11 protein-coding genes are annotated in these 19599 nt (G+C 42.9%); 2 read left to right on the top strand and 9 right to left on the bottom strand.

What is annotated here, in order from left to right; translation table 11 throughout:
• Window positions 1-374: 374 nt before the first annotated feature.
• The 7 genes from groL to ABD772_RS11370 all read right to left on the bottom strand — a co-directional run bounded on the left by groL (window position 375) and on the right by ABD772_RS11370 (window position 7805).
• Complete coding sequence (gene groL / locus ABD772_RS11400) at window positions 375-2009, bottom strand: chaperonin GroEL (protein ID WP_345104234.1); 1635 nt, start codon at window positions 2007-2009, stop codon at window positions 375-377.
• An 87-nt stretch (window positions 2010-2096) separates the two neighbouring features.
• Window positions 2097-2390, bottom strand: a complete 294-nt coding sequence (locus ABD772_RS11395) for a co-chaperone GroES (RefSeq protein WP_345104231.1) — start codon at window positions 2388-2390, stop codon at window positions 2097-2099.
• Between the two features lie 234 nt (window positions 2391-2624).
• A complete protein-coding gene (gene secG, locus ABD772_RS11390; RefSeq protein WP_345104228.1) occupies window positions 2625-2966 on the bottom strand; it encodes a preprotein translocase subunit SecG in 342 nt (113 codons plus the stop codon).
• 9 nt (window positions 2967-2975) lie between these two features.
• Window positions 2976-4466 carry a hypothetical protein gene (locus ABD772_RS11385; protein WP_345104225.1) on the bottom strand — a complete coding sequence of 497 codons (1491 nt, stop codon included), beginning with the start codon at window positions 4464-4466 and terminating at the stop codon, window positions 2976-2978.
• A 21-nt stretch (window positions 4467-4487) separates the two neighbouring features.
• Entirely contained in the window at window positions 4488-5006 is a 519-nt protein-coding gene (lptE, locus tag ABD772_RS11380; protein ID WP_345104222.1) for an LPS assembly lipoprotein LptE, read from the bottom strand.
• A 5-nt stretch (window positions 5007-5011) separates the two neighbouring features.
• Window positions 5012-6238 carry a sigma-54 interaction domain-containing protein gene (locus ABD772_RS11375; RefSeq protein ID WP_345104219.1) on the bottom strand — a complete coding sequence of 409 codons (1227 nt, stop codon included), beginning with the start codon at window positions 6236-6238 and terminating at the stop codon, window positions 5012-5014.
• A 67-nt stretch (window positions 6239-6305) separates the two neighbouring features.
• Window positions 6306-7805 (bottom strand): MiaB/RimO family radical SAM methylthiotransferase, encoded by a 1500-nt coding sequence (locus tag ABD772_RS11370; protein ID WP_345104217.1) that lies wholly within the window; start codon window positions 7803-7805, stop codon window positions 6306-6308.
• A 392-nt stretch (window positions 7806-8197) separates the two neighbouring features.
• Here ABD772_RS11370 and ABD772_RS11365 point away from each other — a divergent pair, with 392 nt between their 5' ends.
• Window positions 8198-10042: a hypothetical protein gene (locus tag ABD772_RS11365; RefSeq protein WP_345104215.1), complete on the top strand. Its 1845-nt coding sequence runs from the start codon at window positions 8198-8200 to the stop codon at window positions 10040-10042.
• Window positions 10043-10054: 12 nt separating this feature from the next.
• Window positions 10055-11893: a CCDC34 family protein gene (locus ABD772_RS11360; protein ID WP_345104213.1), complete on the top strand. Its 1839-nt coding sequence runs from the start codon at window positions 10055-10057 to the stop codon at window positions 11891-11893.
• A gap of 1 nt (window position 11894) precedes the next feature.
• On the opposite strand, the gene sov is transcribed toward ABD772_RS11360, so the two are convergent.
• Both sov and ruvA read right to left on the bottom strand, forming a co-directional pair.
• Window positions 11895-18947, bottom strand: coding sequence for a T9SS outer membrane translocon Sov/SprA (gene sov, locus ABD772_RS11355; RefSeq protein ID WP_486348193.1), 7053 nt, complete (start codon window positions 18945-18947; stop codon window positions 11895-11897).
• A 28-nt stretch (window positions 18948-18975) separates the two neighbouring features.
• Complete coding sequence (ruvA, locus tag ABD772_RS11350; protein ID WP_345104208.1) at window positions 18976-19560, bottom strand: Holliday junction branch migration protein RuvA; 585 nt, start codon at window positions 19558-19560, stop codon at window positions 18976-18978.
• Window positions 19561-19599 lie beyond the last annotated feature (39 nt).

Below are 19599 nucleotides of genomic sequence, written 5' to 3'. Positions count from 1 at the left end.
GATTATGCCACCATGTTACTGTTAGCTAACAAACCTGTAGAAGCGCTTGGAGTTTTAAATAGGTGTCGCCAATTACAGATTGGTATCCGCAAGAATCTTCTGTAAAATACTTTTTAGTAGCTGCTGCCAATTACATGGCCGCACCCTGACATAGTTGATTCGATAAAAAGCTCATTAGTAGCTAACATTAGTAAGAATGGTAAAATAACAAATTATAAAATAGTGCCTTTTAATGACTGCTGACATATACTGATCTTTCTCAAAAACAACAAGAAGACTTATTAAGCCTGCAATGTATCGCCAAATAAAAAGCCCCGTCTGCTTTCCAGCTTTCCAGACGAGGCTTTTTTACTATTTAGCTTATGGGCTTGATATTACATCATGCCGCCCATACCCCCGCCGCCACCCATTGGTGGGCCGGCAGGAGTTTCTTCCGGATCGTCAGCTAATACGCATTCTGTTGTTAACAACATTGATGCGATAGAAGCAGCGTTCTCTAAAGCTACACGGCTTACTTTAGTTGGGTCGATAACACCTGCGCCAATCAAGTTTTCAAACTTGTCGGTGCGTGCATTGTAACCAAAGTCGGCTTTACCTTCTTTTACTTTTTGTACGATGATAGAACCTTCAATACCTGCGTTTTCACAGATTTGACGTAATGGCTCTTCAATAGCACGACGGATGATCTGGATACCGGTATTTTCGTCTTCGTTCTCGCCTTTCAAGTCAGTTAATGCTGATACCGCACGGATGAAGGCAACGCCACCACCTGCAACTATACCTTCTTCAACAGCGGCACGGGTTGCGTGTAACGCATCGTCAACACGGTCTTTTTTCTCTTTCATCTCAACTTCTGATGCTGCACCAACATATAATACTGCTACACCGCCAGATAATTTAGCTAAACGCTCTTGCAGTTTTTCTTTATCGTAGTCAGAAGTTGTTGCTTCCATTGAAGCCTGGATCTCACCAACACGTGCTTTGATGTTTTCATGAGCACCGGCACCATTGATGATAGTAGTGTTATCTTTATCGATAGTGATTTTTTCTGCCTGACCTAAGTCGCTTAATTCAGCCGACTCTAATTTGATACCTTTTTCTTCTGAAATTACAGTACCACCAGTCAGGATAGCAATATCCTCCAGGATAGCTTTACGACGGTCGCCAAAGCCCGGAGCTTTAACAGCGGCTACTTTCAGCGAACCGCGGATCTTATTAACTACCAGGGTTGACAAAGCTTCGCCTTCCAGATCCTCGGCAATAATTAATAATGGTTTGCCTGTTTGTACTTGTTTTTCAAGGATAGGTAAAATCTCTTTCATTGAAGAGATTTTTTTGTCGTAGATCAAAATGTAAGGGCTTTCCAGCTCAGCTTCCATTTTGTCTGTATTGGTTACAAAGTAAGCCGACAGGTAACCACGGTCAAACTGCATACCTTCAACTGTTTTAACTTCAGTTTCGGTACCTTTTGCTTCTTCAACAGTAATAACGCCGCCTGTACCAACTTTTTGCATTGCATCAGCAATCATTTCGCCAATAACGTCATCATTGTTAGCCGAAATTGAAGCCACTTGCTTTACTTTACTAAAGTCATTTCCTACGTCTTGTTTTTGAGCTCTTAAGTTCTCAACTACAGCTTTAACCGCTTTGTCAATACCGCGTTTCAAATCCATTGGGTTTGCGCCGGCAGCAACGTTTTTAATACCTGCTGTAACAATAGCCTGAGCTAATACCGTTGCAGTTGTAGTACCATCACCCGCAATATCAGCAGTTTTTGACGCTACTTCTTTAACCATTTGCGCACCCATGTTTTCAATAGGGTCTTTCAATTCAATTTCTTTAGCTACCGTAACACCGTCTTTAGTAACGGCAGGTGAGCCAAATTTTTTGTCGATAATTACGTGACGGCCTTTAGGACCTAAAGTTACTTTAACCGCGTTAGCTAAAGTATCAACGCCTTTTTTTAGGGCGTCTCTTGCTTCAACATTATATTTTACTTGCTTTGACATGCTTTTGATTAATTTTTGATTTAATGACTTATTGAACTATTGACTTGAGCGACAGGAAACTTCACTCAATCACTCATTCACTAATTATTATAACACTATATAAATATCAGATTCTCTCATTATCAGGTAGTCTTTACCTTCAATGGTTACTTCCTGGCCTGCAAATTTGCCATAAAGAACTTTGTCACCAGCTTTCACTGTTAACGGAATTAAATTACCTGTAGAGTCAGCATATCGGCCTGGGCCCACAGCTACAATTGTACCATGTTGCGGTTTCTCCTGAGCGGTTTCCGGAATATAGATACCAGACGCGGTTTTGGTCTCGGCCGGTGCAGCTTCCACTACCACCCTGTCTCCGATAGGTTTAATGTTTAATGACATAACTAATATTATTTTTTGGTTATTAAGTTTATTTGTTTGCTGCTCTTGCAACATCAATTATGCCAATAGCACAATTGGCACTTCAATACTGTTGTATTGTCAGATTTAAGTAATCTGACCCTTTTTCTGGCGGTCAAAATTAGCAGGGCCGTGTCATCCTGACAGTGCGAAAGTACATAAAAAAAGGCTTTGAAGTTTTTGCTTCAAAGCCTTTCTATATTTCTTTTTAAAACTTTACTTTTTAGCAGGTAACTGTAGGGGTGCCTGGCCAGCCGGTGCGGTGGGTGTAGCTACCGGAGCTTTTAAAGATTTATCTATCTGATCTTTATATTGCGATGTAGCTGATGACGGACCGCTTTTGCTTATCACGTTAATCGCTAATGACAACACCATTAAAGCAATACCTAAAGCCCACGTACCTTTTTCTAAGAAGTCGCCCGTTTTTTGCACACCCATTAATTGAGATGAGCTGGAAAAATTTGATGTCAAGCCACCACCTTTAGGGTTTTGGATAAGTACGATAAGCCCTAAAAGCACACACACTATCACAACAATAATTGATAATACTAAATACATTTCTTTATATTAATTTATTTTATTTTCTAACTGATCAATTTGGCCTGCAAAGTAAAGGCTTTTTTCCGGATATTTCAACATCAATTTTTTATACGTTATGATAGCTTTATGGTAAAGCATCTGCTCGGTATAAATACGTGCTAATGTTTCAGTTACCAGTTCCTCTTTATCCTCTGAACTACGCTTGGCTTTGTTCTCATTATCCAGCTTCATGTCGGTTGGATGTTTGATATGCGGCTCCTCCTGTATAAAGCGTTCAATGATTTTATCTTCTTTACGTACAGACGATTGGTTTCCGGACATTTTAAGCGGATCATTATAAAGCCCGGTTAATGAGGTGTTGCTTACTATATTTTGATAATATTGCTTTTGCAATTCGTCCAATACCGGCTTTTCGTCTGCATTTTGTTTTGGTGCTGCCGCGGGCACTTTATTGCTCACATAAGGCTGATAGATATAGGCGTGTTCTTTACGGGTTTTATCAAGCCACCACATAAAAGAATAAGGCATTTTTTCATCATTATACTTTGATACATGATCTTTAGTATCGCCCCCGCCAAAGTTTGACCCGGACAAGACAGGTACCGGCTGGTTCGTGGGTTGCGGTGGTGTCTGCTGAGTGTCAGAAACAGGTTGCGACGCTTGCTCCTGCTTTTTCCCGGCATCTTCTGCAATCTCCGGCTCAAAAACAAAATAGTTATCGCCACCATCTGCAGACTCCTGAGCTGACTTGTTTAAAATAGCCAATTGCTCCAGTCCGATATCTTCAATGCTTACAATTTCATCGTAAACCTCATCATCTATCGGTTGATGGAAATATCTGATCTCATCCTCTTCATAGGATGATACGGATTCGGTAGGTGTAATCTCAGTTTTGGCCATGTACTGTTCGTACTCTTTGGCCAGATCTTCTGACGTAACTGATGGTGCAGGCACAGGTTCTTCAACAGGTGCTTGCTGTGGCACCTGGTGAAAAGCCGCCGTTGCTTCTTCTGCTTGCACAGCCTCGTCAATATAAGCAGGTATATTTTCGTGCGATTGATCAACGATCGCGTCTGCGTCTATATAATTATATTGTACTTCAGCAGCATTGGCTTCATCCTCTATAACAGCATCCTCATCATCGACAACCGGCAAATATTCAGCCTCAGGTTGTGGTACAGGCGGCACAAATGGCTCGGCTTGCAGAATGTTATAGTGAATATCCGAAGACACCCGGGGCAGGTCATCGCTAAAAACAATTTGCTCATTAGAGACTCTGGGAAGGCTATCTGGTGCCGTCGCCAGCTTATGCAGCAACATGGGGGTAAAATAAGCGGCAGCGTGTTTTACGTGGCGCTTATCACCATTAGGCATCAGTAACGCGCGCAGCGCACCGCTTTGCGGAAAATCTGAAACTAATGATTGTAAACTGAAGATATACGAGTGATTCGGATCAGCCGGATTGGCTAAAAGTTTCCATAAAAAATCGTACTCTGCGTTATTTACTTGTCCGTTCACGGGGATGAAGCTATAAAATACTTACCAATTATTAAAGGCCTTATTGAAAATATCGTCTATCAGCTGTGTACTAATGGTCTTGATCAGACTTTGCTCCTGCGACGTAATATCGCCCTGAAAGTTGGTACTTTTGCTAAAGGTCTGGTCAAAATTTAGTTTCTTATCAGCATCATACACAAACTTAACCCTAACAGTGATAGTCAATACCGAAGCGTTAGCAATAGGCGGCGCATTGGGGTTAGTAGCCTGAACAGATACCGGCGCATAAGAATAACCAACAATGGCCCCGCTCATGTTAGCATCGGCTTCGCCGCTAATAACGCTTAAGCGTGTGGTAGTACGGATACGGTTTTTTAAAGCGTCGGTAAACGTTTGGCTCAGGTTGCCCACCACAATAGGTGCATTATTTTCGAAAAAAGCTATGTTAATAGTGCGCATAGCCGGCGGCACTGCCGACCCGGATAAAGAATAACAGCCGGGCGACACAAATACCAACACCGCCAGCATCAGCCCTAAATAAATCACTAACGATTTTTTCATCAACCCTATAAATTTAACTCTTTTATTTTTCTGTATAACGTACGCTCTGATATGCCCAGCTCGTTTGCAGCCAGTTTACGTTTACCTTTGTGCTTTTTAAGAGCCTTACGTATCAAATCAGATTCTTTTTCGACCAGCGATAGTGATTCCTCAACCTCTTCGGCATCGTGAGTAATATTAAAATTGTCGTTGTTATTAACGGGTTGTTTTATGGTAAATTGTTGATCAGGATTGCCCGGCATCTCTATATCGCGATATAGTTGGTTTATTGCCTGAGATTGATTGGCAAAGCTTGGTGTAACACCGCCATGCTCAATAATATCGGCCACCAGCTTTTTTAATTCCACCATGTCGCGCTTCATATCAAACAAAACTTTGTACAGGATATCGCGCTCACTGAAATCCTCTTTAGGTTGATTATCCAGACGCATGGGCAGGTTTTTACCGTTAGCTTCCTGGGGGATGTAAGTCAGCAACGTTTGCGCGGTGATGGTATGATCGCGCTCCAGCACAGCCAGTTGCTCAGCCATATTTTTTAACTGGCGAACATTACCCGGCCATGAGTAGTTGATCAGCACCTGTTGTGCTTCTTCATCCAGTTGGATAGGTGGCGTGCGATATTTATCTGTGAAATCTGACGTAAATTTCCTGAACAGCAGGTAGATGTCTTCCTTACGGTCGCGCAACGGGGGTATGCGCAGCGGAACGGTATTTAAACGATAATATAAATCTTCGCGAAATTTGCCGTTTTTCACAGCCTCATATACATCAACATTAGTTGCCGCAATAACGCGGACATTAGTTTTTTCAACTTTCGACGAACCTACCTTGATGTACTGGCCAGACTCTAAAACGCGCAACAGACGCGCCTGGGTGCCTAAGGGCATTTCGGCTATTTCGTCTAAAAATATGGTACCGCCATTTACGGTTTCAAAATAGCCTTTACGCTCGCCCACAGCCCCGGTATAAGCACCTTTTTCGTGACCGAATAGCTCCGAGTCGATAGTACCTTCTGGTATAGCCCCACAGTTAACTGCAATAAATGGCCCATGCTTACGAGGGCTCATCTGGTGAATAATGTGCGAGAATACCTCTTTACCGCTACCGCTCTCGCCTGTTATCAAAACAGAGATATCGGTAGGTGCTACCTGGTTTGCAATATTTATAGCCCGGTTCAATAACGGCGAATTGCCGATAATACCGAAGCGTTGTTTTATTTCTTGTATCTCCATGTTGTTTTTAGAGTCAGGAATCAAGAGACAAGATTCAAGACACTATTTTTGTGGTTATAATTTATTCTTAATCAACAATAGAACCTATTAAAGTCGCGGTTGTGCAGCTTTCAGCCATTACATAAGCATATTGCCCTGGTTTATATTTCTCATTAACCGGAAACACCATCATGGCGTTTTGGTCGGTGCGGCCGCAGTAGTCGTCTTTTGATTTTTTTGAAAAACCTTCTATCAATACTTTCTGTACTTTACCGAGTTGCTGCAACAAACGCCCGTGTGACATTTTTTGCTGCAAAGCAACAATCTCTTTGAGTCGAGCGGCCTTCACTTCTTCCGGGATATCATCTTCATAACGTTTTGCAGCCAGTGTACCTGGGCGCTCCGAATACATAAACATGTACGCAAAATCATATTGCACATATTCCATCATGCTTACCGTTTCTTTATGTTCCTCTTCCGTTTCGGTACAAAAACCGGTGATCACGTCGGTCGAGATGGCGCAGCCAGGTAAAATACGGCGGATAGCATCGATACGGTTAATGTACCATTCACGATCGTAAGTACGGTTCATCAGTTCCAGAATACGGCTATTGCCCGACTGCACGGGAAGATGAATATACTTGCAAATGTTCTCGTATTTAGCCATGGTATACAACACATCATCGGTAATATCCTTTGGATGCGAAGTGGAAAAACGGACACGCAGATCCGGATGAATCAGGGCAACCATTTCCAAGAGGCTGGCGAAGTTAACAGCCTCCTCTAAATCTCCCCCGGCAGGGGATACTTTTTTATCAGCCTCATTTTCAAAGCCCTCCGTACCGGGGGTCGGGTGGCGCTGGCTGGCTGATTGGGTCCATTTATAACTATCCACATTCTGCCCCAATAATGTAACCTCCCGGTAACCTCTGTCAAACAGATCCTGGCATTCCTGTACTATAGAATATGGATCGCGGCTGCGCTCGCGGCCGCGGGTAAACGGCACCACGCAGAAAGAGCACATATTATCGCATCCACGCATAATAGAAACAAAGGCATTGATGCCGTTGGTATTTAAACGCACGGGGCTAATATCTGCATAGGTTTCCTCGCGGGATAGCAATACATTTACAGCTTTTTGGCCGCTATCCACCTGATCTATCAGGTTAGGCAGATCGCGATAAGCATCCGGGCCAACCACAACATCAACCAACTTCTCTTCTTCTAAAAATTTTGATTTCAGGCGCTCAGCCATGCAGCCGAGAACGCCAACTACCATCCCCGGATTTTTACCTTTAGCCACCTTAAACTCTTTCAGGCGGTTACGCACACGGGTTTCGGCATTTTCGCGGATTGAACAAGTATTAATGAAGATCACGTCGGCATTTGTGTAGTCGCCTGTGGTTTCAAATCCTTGCTCTGACAAAATAGATGCAACTATTTCACTATCAGAAAAATTCATGGCGCAACCATAGCTTTCTATATAGAGTTTGCGCCCGCTATTCTTACCTTCAACAGGCTCCAATATCAAAGCTTCACCCTGCCTGCTCTCATCATGCGTCTTATCCTGACTAATCAAGTCCATCATTGTCTATAAAATTTGAGGAGCAAAAATACATAAATTTTAAATACTTGTGACAGATTGGCAGAATTATCGCCACTGTAGCGATCCACGTGCGTGTATTAAAAAGTGGATCAGTTCGGATCACCTTAAAAGTTAAATTATTGATAATAAGATCATTAATAAAACTAACATTTTCGTTTGGATCAATCTGGATCACTTTTTATGACTTATAGGTGTTTTTTTTGATTACTGGTTTTTAAATAATTCTGCTGATAAGTGCTTTTTAACGCTTATTCCGGGAAGTAATTATGAAATAAAGAAATACAAGGGCGGCATTTGTAATATTCTTATGGAAAGCAAGACGCAGCTACACAAAAGCAACGATTTGCTGTTAACTATTTTGACGGCAGCAATTAATGAAACAACAACATTCCTCCAAATACACCATACATAAATGGGCTGTAATAATCCTGGTGCTTATGTTTATAGCCGGTGGGTCGGGCTGGTACGTTTATAAGCGTTACCTGGCTGGTGATAAGTGGAAACCTTTGCTGCAGGTTAAACTGAAAGAGCTGGTTTTAAAATCGACAGATAGCCTTTACCATATAGAATATGCCGACTTTGACCTGAATTTAGCTTCGGGCGATGCTATGCTTTCTGACTTTAAACTGGTGCCCGACACGGCGGTGTATAACCACCTGGTAACCGAGCATAAAGCGCCCGATAACCTGTTTAAACTAAGCGTAAAAAAGCTTACCATCAAAAATATAGGCGCTAAAAAGGCCTATAAGGATAAAGTACTGGTCATTGATAATATCACCATTGATAAGCCCGACCTGACCATCATTAACAAACGCTATAGTTTTAACGATACCGTAAAGATAGGCAAGCCTAAAACGCCTTACCAGATCATCAAAAACATATTCAAGCAATTGCGTATCGATTCGATATCACTTAAAGACATCAGCTTAAATTATATTAATAAAAATCAGCCCGTTACCCGGCAAACCGCTATAAAACACCTGGACATCAACATATCAAGAATATTGGTCGACTCACTTTCGGCTTTAGATAGTACACGTTTTTATTACACCAAAGGCGTCGAAGTTATATTGCATGATTACAAAATGTTTACACCCGATAGCATGTATCGTGCAGGGCTGAAACAAATTTACTTTTCGACCGCCAAACGCGAGATTGTGCTGGATGGCGTTGATTTTACGCCGCGTTATAATCATACCAATTTTTATAAAAAACTAGGTACATCAGCCGATATCTTTACTTTAAAATTTAAGAAGATTGCCATTACCGGCATTGACTTGCAACGTTTTTTACGAGACCAGAAGTTATATGCCGTCACTATGGACGTTATCAATGCCAATATCGGAATATTCAGCAACAGCAATTACAAGGGTAAAAAGTCTATTAAAATTGGTAAAGACCCCCATCAGGCTTTGCAACGCGTGGCCCTGGACATGAAATTAGATAAGCTCAACCTGAGCCATAGCACCATTATTTATTCGGAATTGGATGCCACTACGCAACAAACCGGTATTATTACGTTCAATAACACCACCGGCCACTTTTTTAATGTAACCAATGACCCCGATATTAAAAAGAACCGTCCGTTAATGACCGCCCATATTAATACCCGTTTTATGAACGCCGGCCCGCTACAGGTAAACTTTAGGTTTAATCTGAATGCCCGGGACGGCGCCTTTAATTACTCGGGGACGCTGGGGAAATTTGATGGCCGTATACTGGATAAACTGGTTGAACCCTTAGCCATGGTACATGTAAAAAGTGCTGATGTAGAGCGCCTGACATTTTACGTTAATGCCAACAACTACGGCGGTAAAGGCCACCTGGAGTTTTATTATAAAAACCTGAACGTAGAGTTGCTTAAAAAAGTGGAAGGGCAGAGACAACTGCAAACCCAGGGTTTTATATCTAAAGTAGCCAATGCGCTGATCATTGATAATGATAACCCCGATAATAAGGGCAATTTCAGGCCGGGGCCGATTAATTTAAAGCGAGAACCTACGACATCGTTCTTCAGCTTTTTGTACAAAGGTTTACTTGATGGATTAAAACCCAGTGTGGGTTTCACTAAAAAAACGGAGGGCACGGTTAATAAAGTGGTAAATAAAGTGAGCAGCTTGATAAATAAATTCAATAAATTTAAAGCTGATAGAAAACAACGGAAATTAGAACGCCAAGCCCGGCGCGACTCGATAACCAATCTTAAGAAAAACCAATAAACCGATATCGCGATGGCATTAAAATTCTTGAAGCATAAATGGCAAAAAGTGACTGTGATTGTCGCGGGAACATTTCTGATACTACTTATAGCCGCGTTTTTTGTAAATAGCTACTGGTCGCCTATTCTGTCAGCTAAGGTTAAGAGCGCGGTCGCCAGCGGCACTGATAGCTTGTATACCATTGACTTTTCTGCAGCCGAATTGCATGTGCTGAAAGGTCAGATCATGCTCTATAACATCGACTTTAAGGTTGACACCCAGGTTTATAATCGCCGCAAAGCAAAAGGCCTGGCACCTAATAACTTATATAATGTACACGTTAAGCGATTGATCCTATCGCACATCCATCCTTTTAAATTATACTTTAAACACATTGTTGATATCGATCGTATAACGCTTAACTCCCCTACGGTACAGTTGAGCTATCAACTTAATCATACAAAGGATACGGTAGATAAAGACCATCGAACGGCCTGGCAAAAAATCAACAAAACTTTTAAATACATTCACGTTGGCGATATTTTTTTGAACGATATTAAATTCAAATACAAAGACTACTCGGGCATTAAACTGGAGGTGTCGGAGCTGAAGGAGATGAATTTACAGGCCAATGAACTACTCATTGATTCAGCCACCCAAACAGACAAAAGCCGACTGCTGTACTGTAAAAATATCATTGCCGACCTTAACCACTACAGAGGCATAACCCCAAATGGCTTGTATAAATACAGTATTGAAAAACTCAAGCTATCAACCTATAGGTCTCAATTAACCGTACAAGGCCTGGTTTTCGAACCTGTTAATCCACATACCTTTTTTCAGAATACTGTTAAAGATCGTTTTGCATTAAGCATTGATTCTTTGTGGCTAAACAACTTCGATTACCTGAGCTATCATAAATACCGCATCATCAATGCATCAAGCCTGATCATCCATAATGGCGACTTCAGCTTATTCGCTAATCCAAATAAACCTAATCGGTTTAAGGATAAGATCAAAAGTTTTCCAAACGTCAGCATTTTTCAAATCGACGCCGATCTGAAGGTAGATACTATGCGGGTAAAACGCTTCAACGTAACTTATTCAGAATACAACAAAAAATCAAACATGGATGGCAGCATTCATTTCAACAATACATCGGGTACTTTATTAAATCTGACCACCAATAAAGCGGCATTACAAAAAAACCATCTGGCGCACATTAACTTAACCAGCTATTTCATGAACCGTGGCAAGTTTGAAACGGCTTTTGTTTTCAATCTTACAGACCCCAATGCACGTTACAGCTATACCGGCCACTTAGGGCCAATGAATCTTGCTGCAATTAATAGCGCAACCATGCCATTTGCTATGATTAAGTTTACTGAAGGCACTTTGAAGAGTTTCGATTTTAAGTTTGATGGCAACAGGTTCAGATCAAAAGGGAAGGTTACGCTGCTGTACAATGACCTGAAGGTAAAAATCCTGAGACGGGGTATAGAGCGTTCAACGCTTAAAAACAAACTGGTAGCATCCTTATTCGCTAACATATTTATTCTTAAACATAATAATCCTGACGAACCGGGGCAAATTCCGCGCTCTTATAATATCAATTATAAACGCCCACCTGACTTCTCCTTTTTTAAAGCGATATGGCGCAGTTTGCTAATGGGCATAAAACCAACCGTAGGCTATGACGAGAAAACCCAAAAAGCAGCCACCGAGCGCATGGCCCAGGGCGAGCTGAATAAGAAAAATCACCAGATCAAAAAAGAGCAGCGGAAGGAACGCCGCGCGGAGCGTAAGCTACAACGTAAACTTAAAAAGCAACAAAAGGACGCCGAAAAAGCGGCGGAAAAGGACAAACATTAAATTACTGTAACAGCAATTTTAAGTTTACGCCAAAGTTGGTAAACGAGGTATTAAACGCCTGCGAAGTATAAGGCCGGGTAAGGTTTGAATCATAAAACAGGTTTAGTACAAAACGCTGGCTGATTGCATAGTCGATAGACGGGCGATAGGTAATATTCTGCGCACCTGATGATATTTGCGCGGCGGTAACATCGGCCTGATAAATGAGCGTTTTATTGTTGCGCAGTGCAAAATCAACTTTAAAGGTCAGATCATTTTTCAGAATCAGATTATCAAATAACCCAAACGGGAACCTGAAGTCTTTAGTCTTATAGCCAAAACCAAAAGTTAACACTTGCTCGTTTTGTTGTGTTAACTGGCTATTCAGCAAACTTAAACTGAGGATACGGCTTCGGCGATACTCCAGATTGGTGGTCATGTTGTTTTTAAAGCGGATATCGACGCCAAGCAAAGGCACGAATTGTTCGAGGATAGTGATCTGTGAGAACTGATACTTAGGTAAAAAATCATTATTAACGTCGCGCTGACTTGATGCCCCACCCAACTCCTGGTATTGCAGCAGCGTATTGTATTGACTCACTGAATAGGCTGATTGGTAACCATGAGTAATATCAAAAGAATCAAACAATTCCTCGAAAAACGGCATACGGCTTAAGCCTGTATATCTGACCTGCCAGTTAGGTATCGGTATGTTCGGGAATTGGCTCAAGCTCGCATTATCGGCACTTTTGCCTGTATATGCCGCCAGGAAAGCCGGTACCAATACGTTTTGCGAGTTAGGCCCGTAACCATCGGCATAGCCGCTGGCTTCCACCCCACCCGAGTTAGGATTTATCTGGCCCAAACGTTTGGAAATAGCTTGTCTGTTGTCCAGAAATTTCTGGAACGGTTTTGAGGTGTTGTTTACACCGCTCTCTTTTGAAAATGCTGTCGCCAACGAAAAATAAGAAATACTATAGTTGCCTGTGGTAGTTGGTGTCAGGTTTTCAAATGCACCACTGGCACTCAAAAATTTAAAGTTGCTTTGGTAGGTATGATCCTGGGTTTTATAGGCCGATAATTGGATCTGCAGATCAGGTGTTGGCTCAACAGTTGCTTTAAGACGAAGATCTTCGCTTACTGATTGTACGTACAATTGGTTTTGTAGGGTATCGCGTGTTATCCAGTTATTAACAATGGCCCGGCTACGCAAATCGGCCTGGCTTCCTAAGAGGAAACCGATACCCGGCGCATCGTAACTTAAGTCTTCGCCAAATAAATTTGACTGTGGTAAATACCCTGGTAAAAAGGTTGCGTCGGTGCGGGTATAGTTTGCGCTGACACTTTTAATACTGGTGATCAAACCTGTGAACACACGTGTGAATGTGCTGTTTTTGGGATCGCTGCCATTTTTCAGAAAACCTATTTTGTTATAAAGCGTAGTCATGGTCAGTACGGGATCCAATTGAATTTTGCGGGCATTCTGGATGCTGTTACCCACATTAAACTGCGGATCGCCAATGGCAAACTCCGGTGCTGCCTGCCAGGTGAAGTTAGTACTGTAATGCGATGTCAGGGCCACCCAGTCTAGTCCCGGTATTTTATTTAGCGGAACAATATAGTTAACATTCAGCGTATGGTTATAATTGACCGTGCGGCCAAGTTTACGGATGTTCTGCCAAAGCGTGTCAATCTTCAATCCGTCCAACCGGCCGTAAGGCTCATCTACTACAGAAAGGTTGGTCGCATCTACATCAACCGATAATGATTTAGTTAAATTCCAGCCAAAGCCATAAACACGGGTAATGTTAAAGTTCTTATTATAACTGGTAGGGATGAATACCGGGTTATCGGGGTCATTGTTACGCGGCGAATTTTCTGAATAAAAACGATCAAAGTTGATACTGAAATTTAAACGCGTAGGCGCCAGCGCAAAGTTGATATCCCGCAACAGCGCCAGGCTATTGGATTTAATGATCTTCTCGAAGGGGCTTATATACTTAGGTGCATTGGCATAATTATAGGCCAGTGTCACATGATATGTCCGCTCCAGATCGCTTTCTGTAGTAAAGTCGTGATGGGTATACTCTGTGTAGGCGTAGCTGGCGTTTAAATTCTCGACGTCATAGACATGTACCGTTCTTTTTTCAGGCGACCGCTCTTTATGCACGTTTGTAAAGTTCAGACTTTTGCGCAGGGTGTAATCTTCGGCAGCATGTTTGATCGAGTCGCGTTGCTGTGCTGATTGAGTTGAATTAAGTGTTTGTTTCAGCAAAATATCAGACTGTGCCGGGTCGTATTGTGGCGTATTCACCTGGTTTGACACGTTCACATAAGCCGGGATCTTGATACCGCTTTTGCTCGGAAAAAAGCGCCCCAGATCCATATTAGCCGACACATCATAACCCTGGTTATTGGTAAGCTGCCTATCCTCCAGTTTAGAATCAAGAGCACCAAAACCGGCGGTACTTTTGTTTCCGGCAACGGTAATTGTACCAATATCGGCAAGCTTAAGGTCGGCGCGCGCCACGGCAGCCCAACCGCCTTTGTTATCAAAATCGGTAAGGCGCAACTCATCAAACCACACTATGGCCGACTTAGCCAAACCATCATCAACACCCGGCGCTGAGTTATTGCGATATGGATTACGCACACCGAGCATAATTGTTCGCAGGCGGCTCAAATCAGGCACACCCATTATGGTAATACGGTTGCGCCCGTTGGCGTAGGTAAACGGCTTGTTTACCGGCCATGGCAAGCCATTAAACTTGGCATTGTTGCGCGCAATTTTGGCGTCTGTTAAAATAGAAAGCTCAATATCCAGCGCATTTGATTCCGGCCAAATTGAATTTTCATTGGTGGTACCCGGGCCGGTAACAGCCAGCGGTATTTCGTACTCATAATAGTTATCCTGGTAGTCGGCACCCAAGCGGACAAAAGCACTTACATCATTATCGTGCAAGGTGCTTTGATTAGCCTCGGCGTGTATAAACATTTGCAGGTGCTTGTATTTGCGCAGATCATTATAAAAAGTCTTGAAAGCCGCCTTTGAGTAACCATCGGTCAGGTTTTTAACGTTCAGCGAAAGCGACTGCTCATTTAGCTGCGTGTTACTTTGCAGGTTATTATAATCGCGCTGGCGGATGATACCTGGCGGCACTACATAAGGTATAGGTATACGTTTACCATTTTCTTCAATGTTTACGCTTTCTACACTAATGGTTGAGTTATCCAGCGGTGGGTTAGCAATGGCAGGGTCAGCAATTACATTCAGCGGGTTGTTCTCGGTGTTGTAGGCTCTCCAATCGCCTTTTACAAGTTGCAGTGTAGCAAAACGCAAAATGGCCGTGTCGGCAAAGTTGGTCATGAACATGCGCATGTAACGTATTGCTTTAAAGTCCTGTATGCCGCCGACAGCTTCCTGATAAGCAGTAATAGGTATTCTGAACTGATACCAGTTAACCGACTGTGTGGTACCATCAGGCAGCTTAACCTGCGCAGTTATTTTATCGTTCACAAAGTTTTGCCCAACCACCAGGTCTTGCGGACGCATAGATACCTTATATTGAAAATACTGGTCGTCCTGGCTCATATTATTATCACGATCTATGTCTTCGCCGTCGGGCAACGAAGTATTGGCCGATGTTTGCAAACCCAATAACGCCTGCGATTGTTCGGCAGTTTTAGAGTTACCTTCGTTACCGTTATATTTTGAGTATCGTTTCAAGATATCTGCCTTCGCCGCATCCTGGTCGGGGCCTAAGTAATATTGATAATCATCTGTTGAGGGGTCGGCAGCAAGTGCACTTGCTGCACCCGGATCTAATGCTGCTTTAGCCTGATTAATAACAGGGGCAAATTTGGCCTGCTCGTCGGCATCGTTCAATCCATCCAAACCCACATCTTGTAAAACCCGCGACGCGGGGTTGCTGTCAAAGGCATTAACCACGGGCTGCGTTTTAGGTACTCTGCCCCATGTCGTAGTGTCCACGGTACTAAGGTCGCCGTTTATCGGCAATCCGTTCTCCAGGCTTTTACGGCCGTCCTTTAAAACATCTTCAGAAATACTACCTAAATTGAAATACAGATCGCCGCCAGCCGAGTTGGGTTTGTAGATAAAAGGGTCCATCACCCAAAATTCAATATACTCCACATTTTGCGCCTGGAAATCGTTGGTAGAAATACCCCGGTAAATACCTCCCCAACGCGATCTGGGGTTTTGCAAAGTTCCATCTGGATTAACGCCTGTAGTACTATAGTTATACGGGCCCCGCACGGTTGGATAAAAAGCCAGATCGAGTGTTGCGATGCTCAACGGCTGGCCGGTAACCGATTGTTTGTACGGGAAAACCTCGTTCTGCAAAACCTGCCTTGCATAGTGGTTTGATAACTGAGCCCGGGTAACGCTGGTTGAGCCGGTGTTGGTATAAAATATAGGGTCTATGTTATAGAACGACAACCGCGCGCGGTTAAAACCGTAGCTCAGGTCATTAAATAAACCCGATTCGGGAAACATTTGCGGCGTAGCCGATATCTGCCAGGTGTTAGCGCTTTTAACGTCAATAACAGATTGACTGTTCTCAAAATCATCCAGGTATGAAGTGCCGTTTTTTGAACCGGCGTAGCTAAGCACGCCTGGGCTGCCCGGCAGCAATTTGGCAAACTCACCGCTGAAAGCTACTGATGACGGTGCCTTAGTATGTATCAACGGAATTTTATCTACCAACCGCGTCAGAAACCTTGAATTTGCGGCATAGTTAACGTCAAAACCTAAAATGGTATTCGAGATAGATTCCTGACCGATAGCCTCATTTTGGGATATAGGCTGCTCGGTAAGATGCATTACCGTAGCCCCTAAATTTAAATTCGGGCTATACTTGTAATCAAACCTCGACCCATATAATGATCGCTGCTGGATACCGAACAGCCCATTGTCCTCTAAATGCACTGAGATGGGCTGGCCGGCCGACAATATTGCGGTGTTTATTACATTTAGTCGCCCGGCATTATAGTCAATGGTATAATCGGTACCCTCAATAAGCTTTGTAGCACCAGCCGATACTGTTACCGAGCCCTGTGGAATGTTAACACCATTTAATTGATAAGAACCACCCCCGCCCTGCGCTGTGTAAGTACCCTTAATAGCGTACCGGTTTAGTTTAGTAAAGAATTGCTGTGCGACGGTTTTAGTGGAGTCATACAACTGCTGATAAACGTATCGGCCGGCCAGGTCCCCTTCGCCCGTGGTAAACTGCCTGGCCAGATCAGAGCCGAAGGGTTCCAGTACCGGGAACATGATGCGTCCGTTCTGCGAGTCGATAGTAATCCCCTCCAAAAAGTCAAAATAGCCGTCAGGCTGTTTTTGATTTTGCTGATCAAGATTGTCAAGTCCGGTTAGCCTTAGCCATAGTTTTGAGGCGGTATTTTGGCCTTCCTCCATTACCGGCTTTTCAACGCCGGTTTTATCATCCAGACGTGTAATGCCCAGTTTAAAATTGGTCGGGCTAACCTGGAAGGCGTTAATCGAATAGATGTTTTTCATCATCAGCTTCCAGGTTGGCAAGTTGGTTTTTAAGAGTGTGTTCTTTAATAACTTCAGATAGAGAACCTTGGGCGTATTTGGCGTAGCCGGTATGTCGCTCGAAAATTCACCAACCTGATATTGCTTACCATTGTAAGTGTATTGATAAGCTACAGCCAATACCTCGTCATTATTTAAAGGATAATTTAAGGATATATAACCCAGTTGCGGATGAAGGGTATACTCTTTCGATGTCAGCTTACGGGCATAGGTTAACTTAGCATAATTGTCTGTACCGCCGTGCGCCGCAAAGTAAGTGATCAGGGAGTTTGAAGGATCATTAGTTTGTCTTGCTGCCACAGGCAGGTTTGCCAATAAGTTGTTGGACTGGTCTGGGAAACCCGGCCCCTGAAAACCCGCAGGTAAGGCCGAATATCCGGTACCACCTTGTACTTGCGCCGTATTATATGGGGCGTTCTCACCCAAATCCAGGAAACCTACGACGTCGCGCGAGTCGGTAGTGGCGTTGGTACGGTTGGTAGTCCAAACTTCAATTTTGGTGATATTAATATTTGAGCTGATAATTGGGATATTGGCCAGCGCTTTGTTATAGTTATTACGAAAAAACTGAGACAGGAAATAGTGCTTATTAGCTTCGTAGTCAGATGCGGTAATTGCAAAATTACCCTGCTGCCCCTGGCTGGTTATAGTAATGTCTTTTGATTGTGAGCGCTGCTGCGAAAAGATGGACGTAACTTCCAGTTTACCAAACTTTAATTTAGTTTTTAAACCAAACAAAGCCTGCGTACCGGTAATTAGCTGCGTATTTAATGGCATACTCACGGTGCCGGCTTGTATTTCCTGAATAATCTCATCCGGATGCCCAACGTAATCTAATTTGACCTGGTTGTCAAATTGAAACTGGGCATCAGTATTATAGTTGGTAGCGATCTTTAACTTGTCGCCAACGTTACCGGTAAGATTTAGCTGAATGTGCTGGTCGAAGTTGAAGTTGTACTGCTTACGCTGCCTGGTATTATACAGCGGATTCTCATTGCTATTGATCTGCCCACTCAAAATAGCCTCAGCCGATCCTTGCGGGCGGATATCAATAATCGGGCTGCCAAATATTTTTTCGAATGTTTGGCTATGTACGTTTATCTGCGGGATAAAACCGGGTTGCGTTTGCTCGTATGCGTAATTATCGGCAAGTTTTTTAAAATAGTCACGCTTTTCTTCCCGTTGTTTTAAGTATAGGTATTGATTAAAAGTAAGATATACCGGCGGCCGGTACAACAGGTTGCCAATACGTTCATATAAAATATACTGATTGGTTAATACATCGTACTCAACCGTGCGGGTGACGCCAAAAGGTACGGGGTCAAAAATCCCTTGCCGATTTAATGCATTGTTTGATTGCGTGCGCTTGAATGGGGCCTTAACGGTAATAGAATCTTTTTTTGGCCTTTGCTGCGCAAAAACAGATTCCGATCCCCAAAATGCGGTTATCAAAATTGTACCCAGAAGAAATTTATAAGTAAAATTTCTTATCACATGCAACAGCTAAAATCCCTACAATTAATTATAAACTTTTTAAGGCGAATTTTATCAACTCTTCGACCGTTAATGTACCACCACTTCTGTTCAGTTCCTGATCAAGTACCTTCTCAGCGGCGTTGCGTGCAAAACCGAGCGTAACCAATGCGGCCAATGCTTCGTCTTTCGCAGTTTTAGCTACCGGTGCTGAGTTGCCAGATATAGCGCCTTCTTTACGCAATTTGTCCTGTAGCTCTAGTATCACCCTTTGAGCCGATTTTGGACCGATTCCTTTTATTCTTTGTATTACAGAAACATTACCATTGATGATTGCGGCCTGTATTTCATCCGGCGTAATTGACGAAAGCATCATCCTGCCGGTGTTTGGCCCAATACCTGAAATAGATATCAAATGCAAAAATAAATTACGCTCGCTCTCATCGGCAAACCCATACAATGTGTGCGCGTCCTCTTTTACGTGCAACCAGGTAAAAAGTTTGCAGCGCTCGGCATCGCCAAGTAATGAATAGGTATTTAACGATATATTGATATGATACCCCACCCCGTTGGCATCAATAACCACATAAGCCGGGCTTTTAAATACTAATCTGCCATCAATATAAGCGTACATATTATTTATAAGTAAAGTTTAAGGTAAATGGAAGCACAC

This window comes from Mucilaginibacter panaciglaebae (genome assembly GCF_039539265.1).
In the GTDB taxonomy this organism is placed as follows: Bacteria; Bacteroidota; Bacteroidia; order Sphingobacteriales; family Sphingobacteriaceae; genus Mucilaginibacter; species Mucilaginibacter panaciglaebae.
Note: the sequence above shows the minus strand (reverse complement) of the source record. Positions and strands in the feature narration are given on the sequence as shown.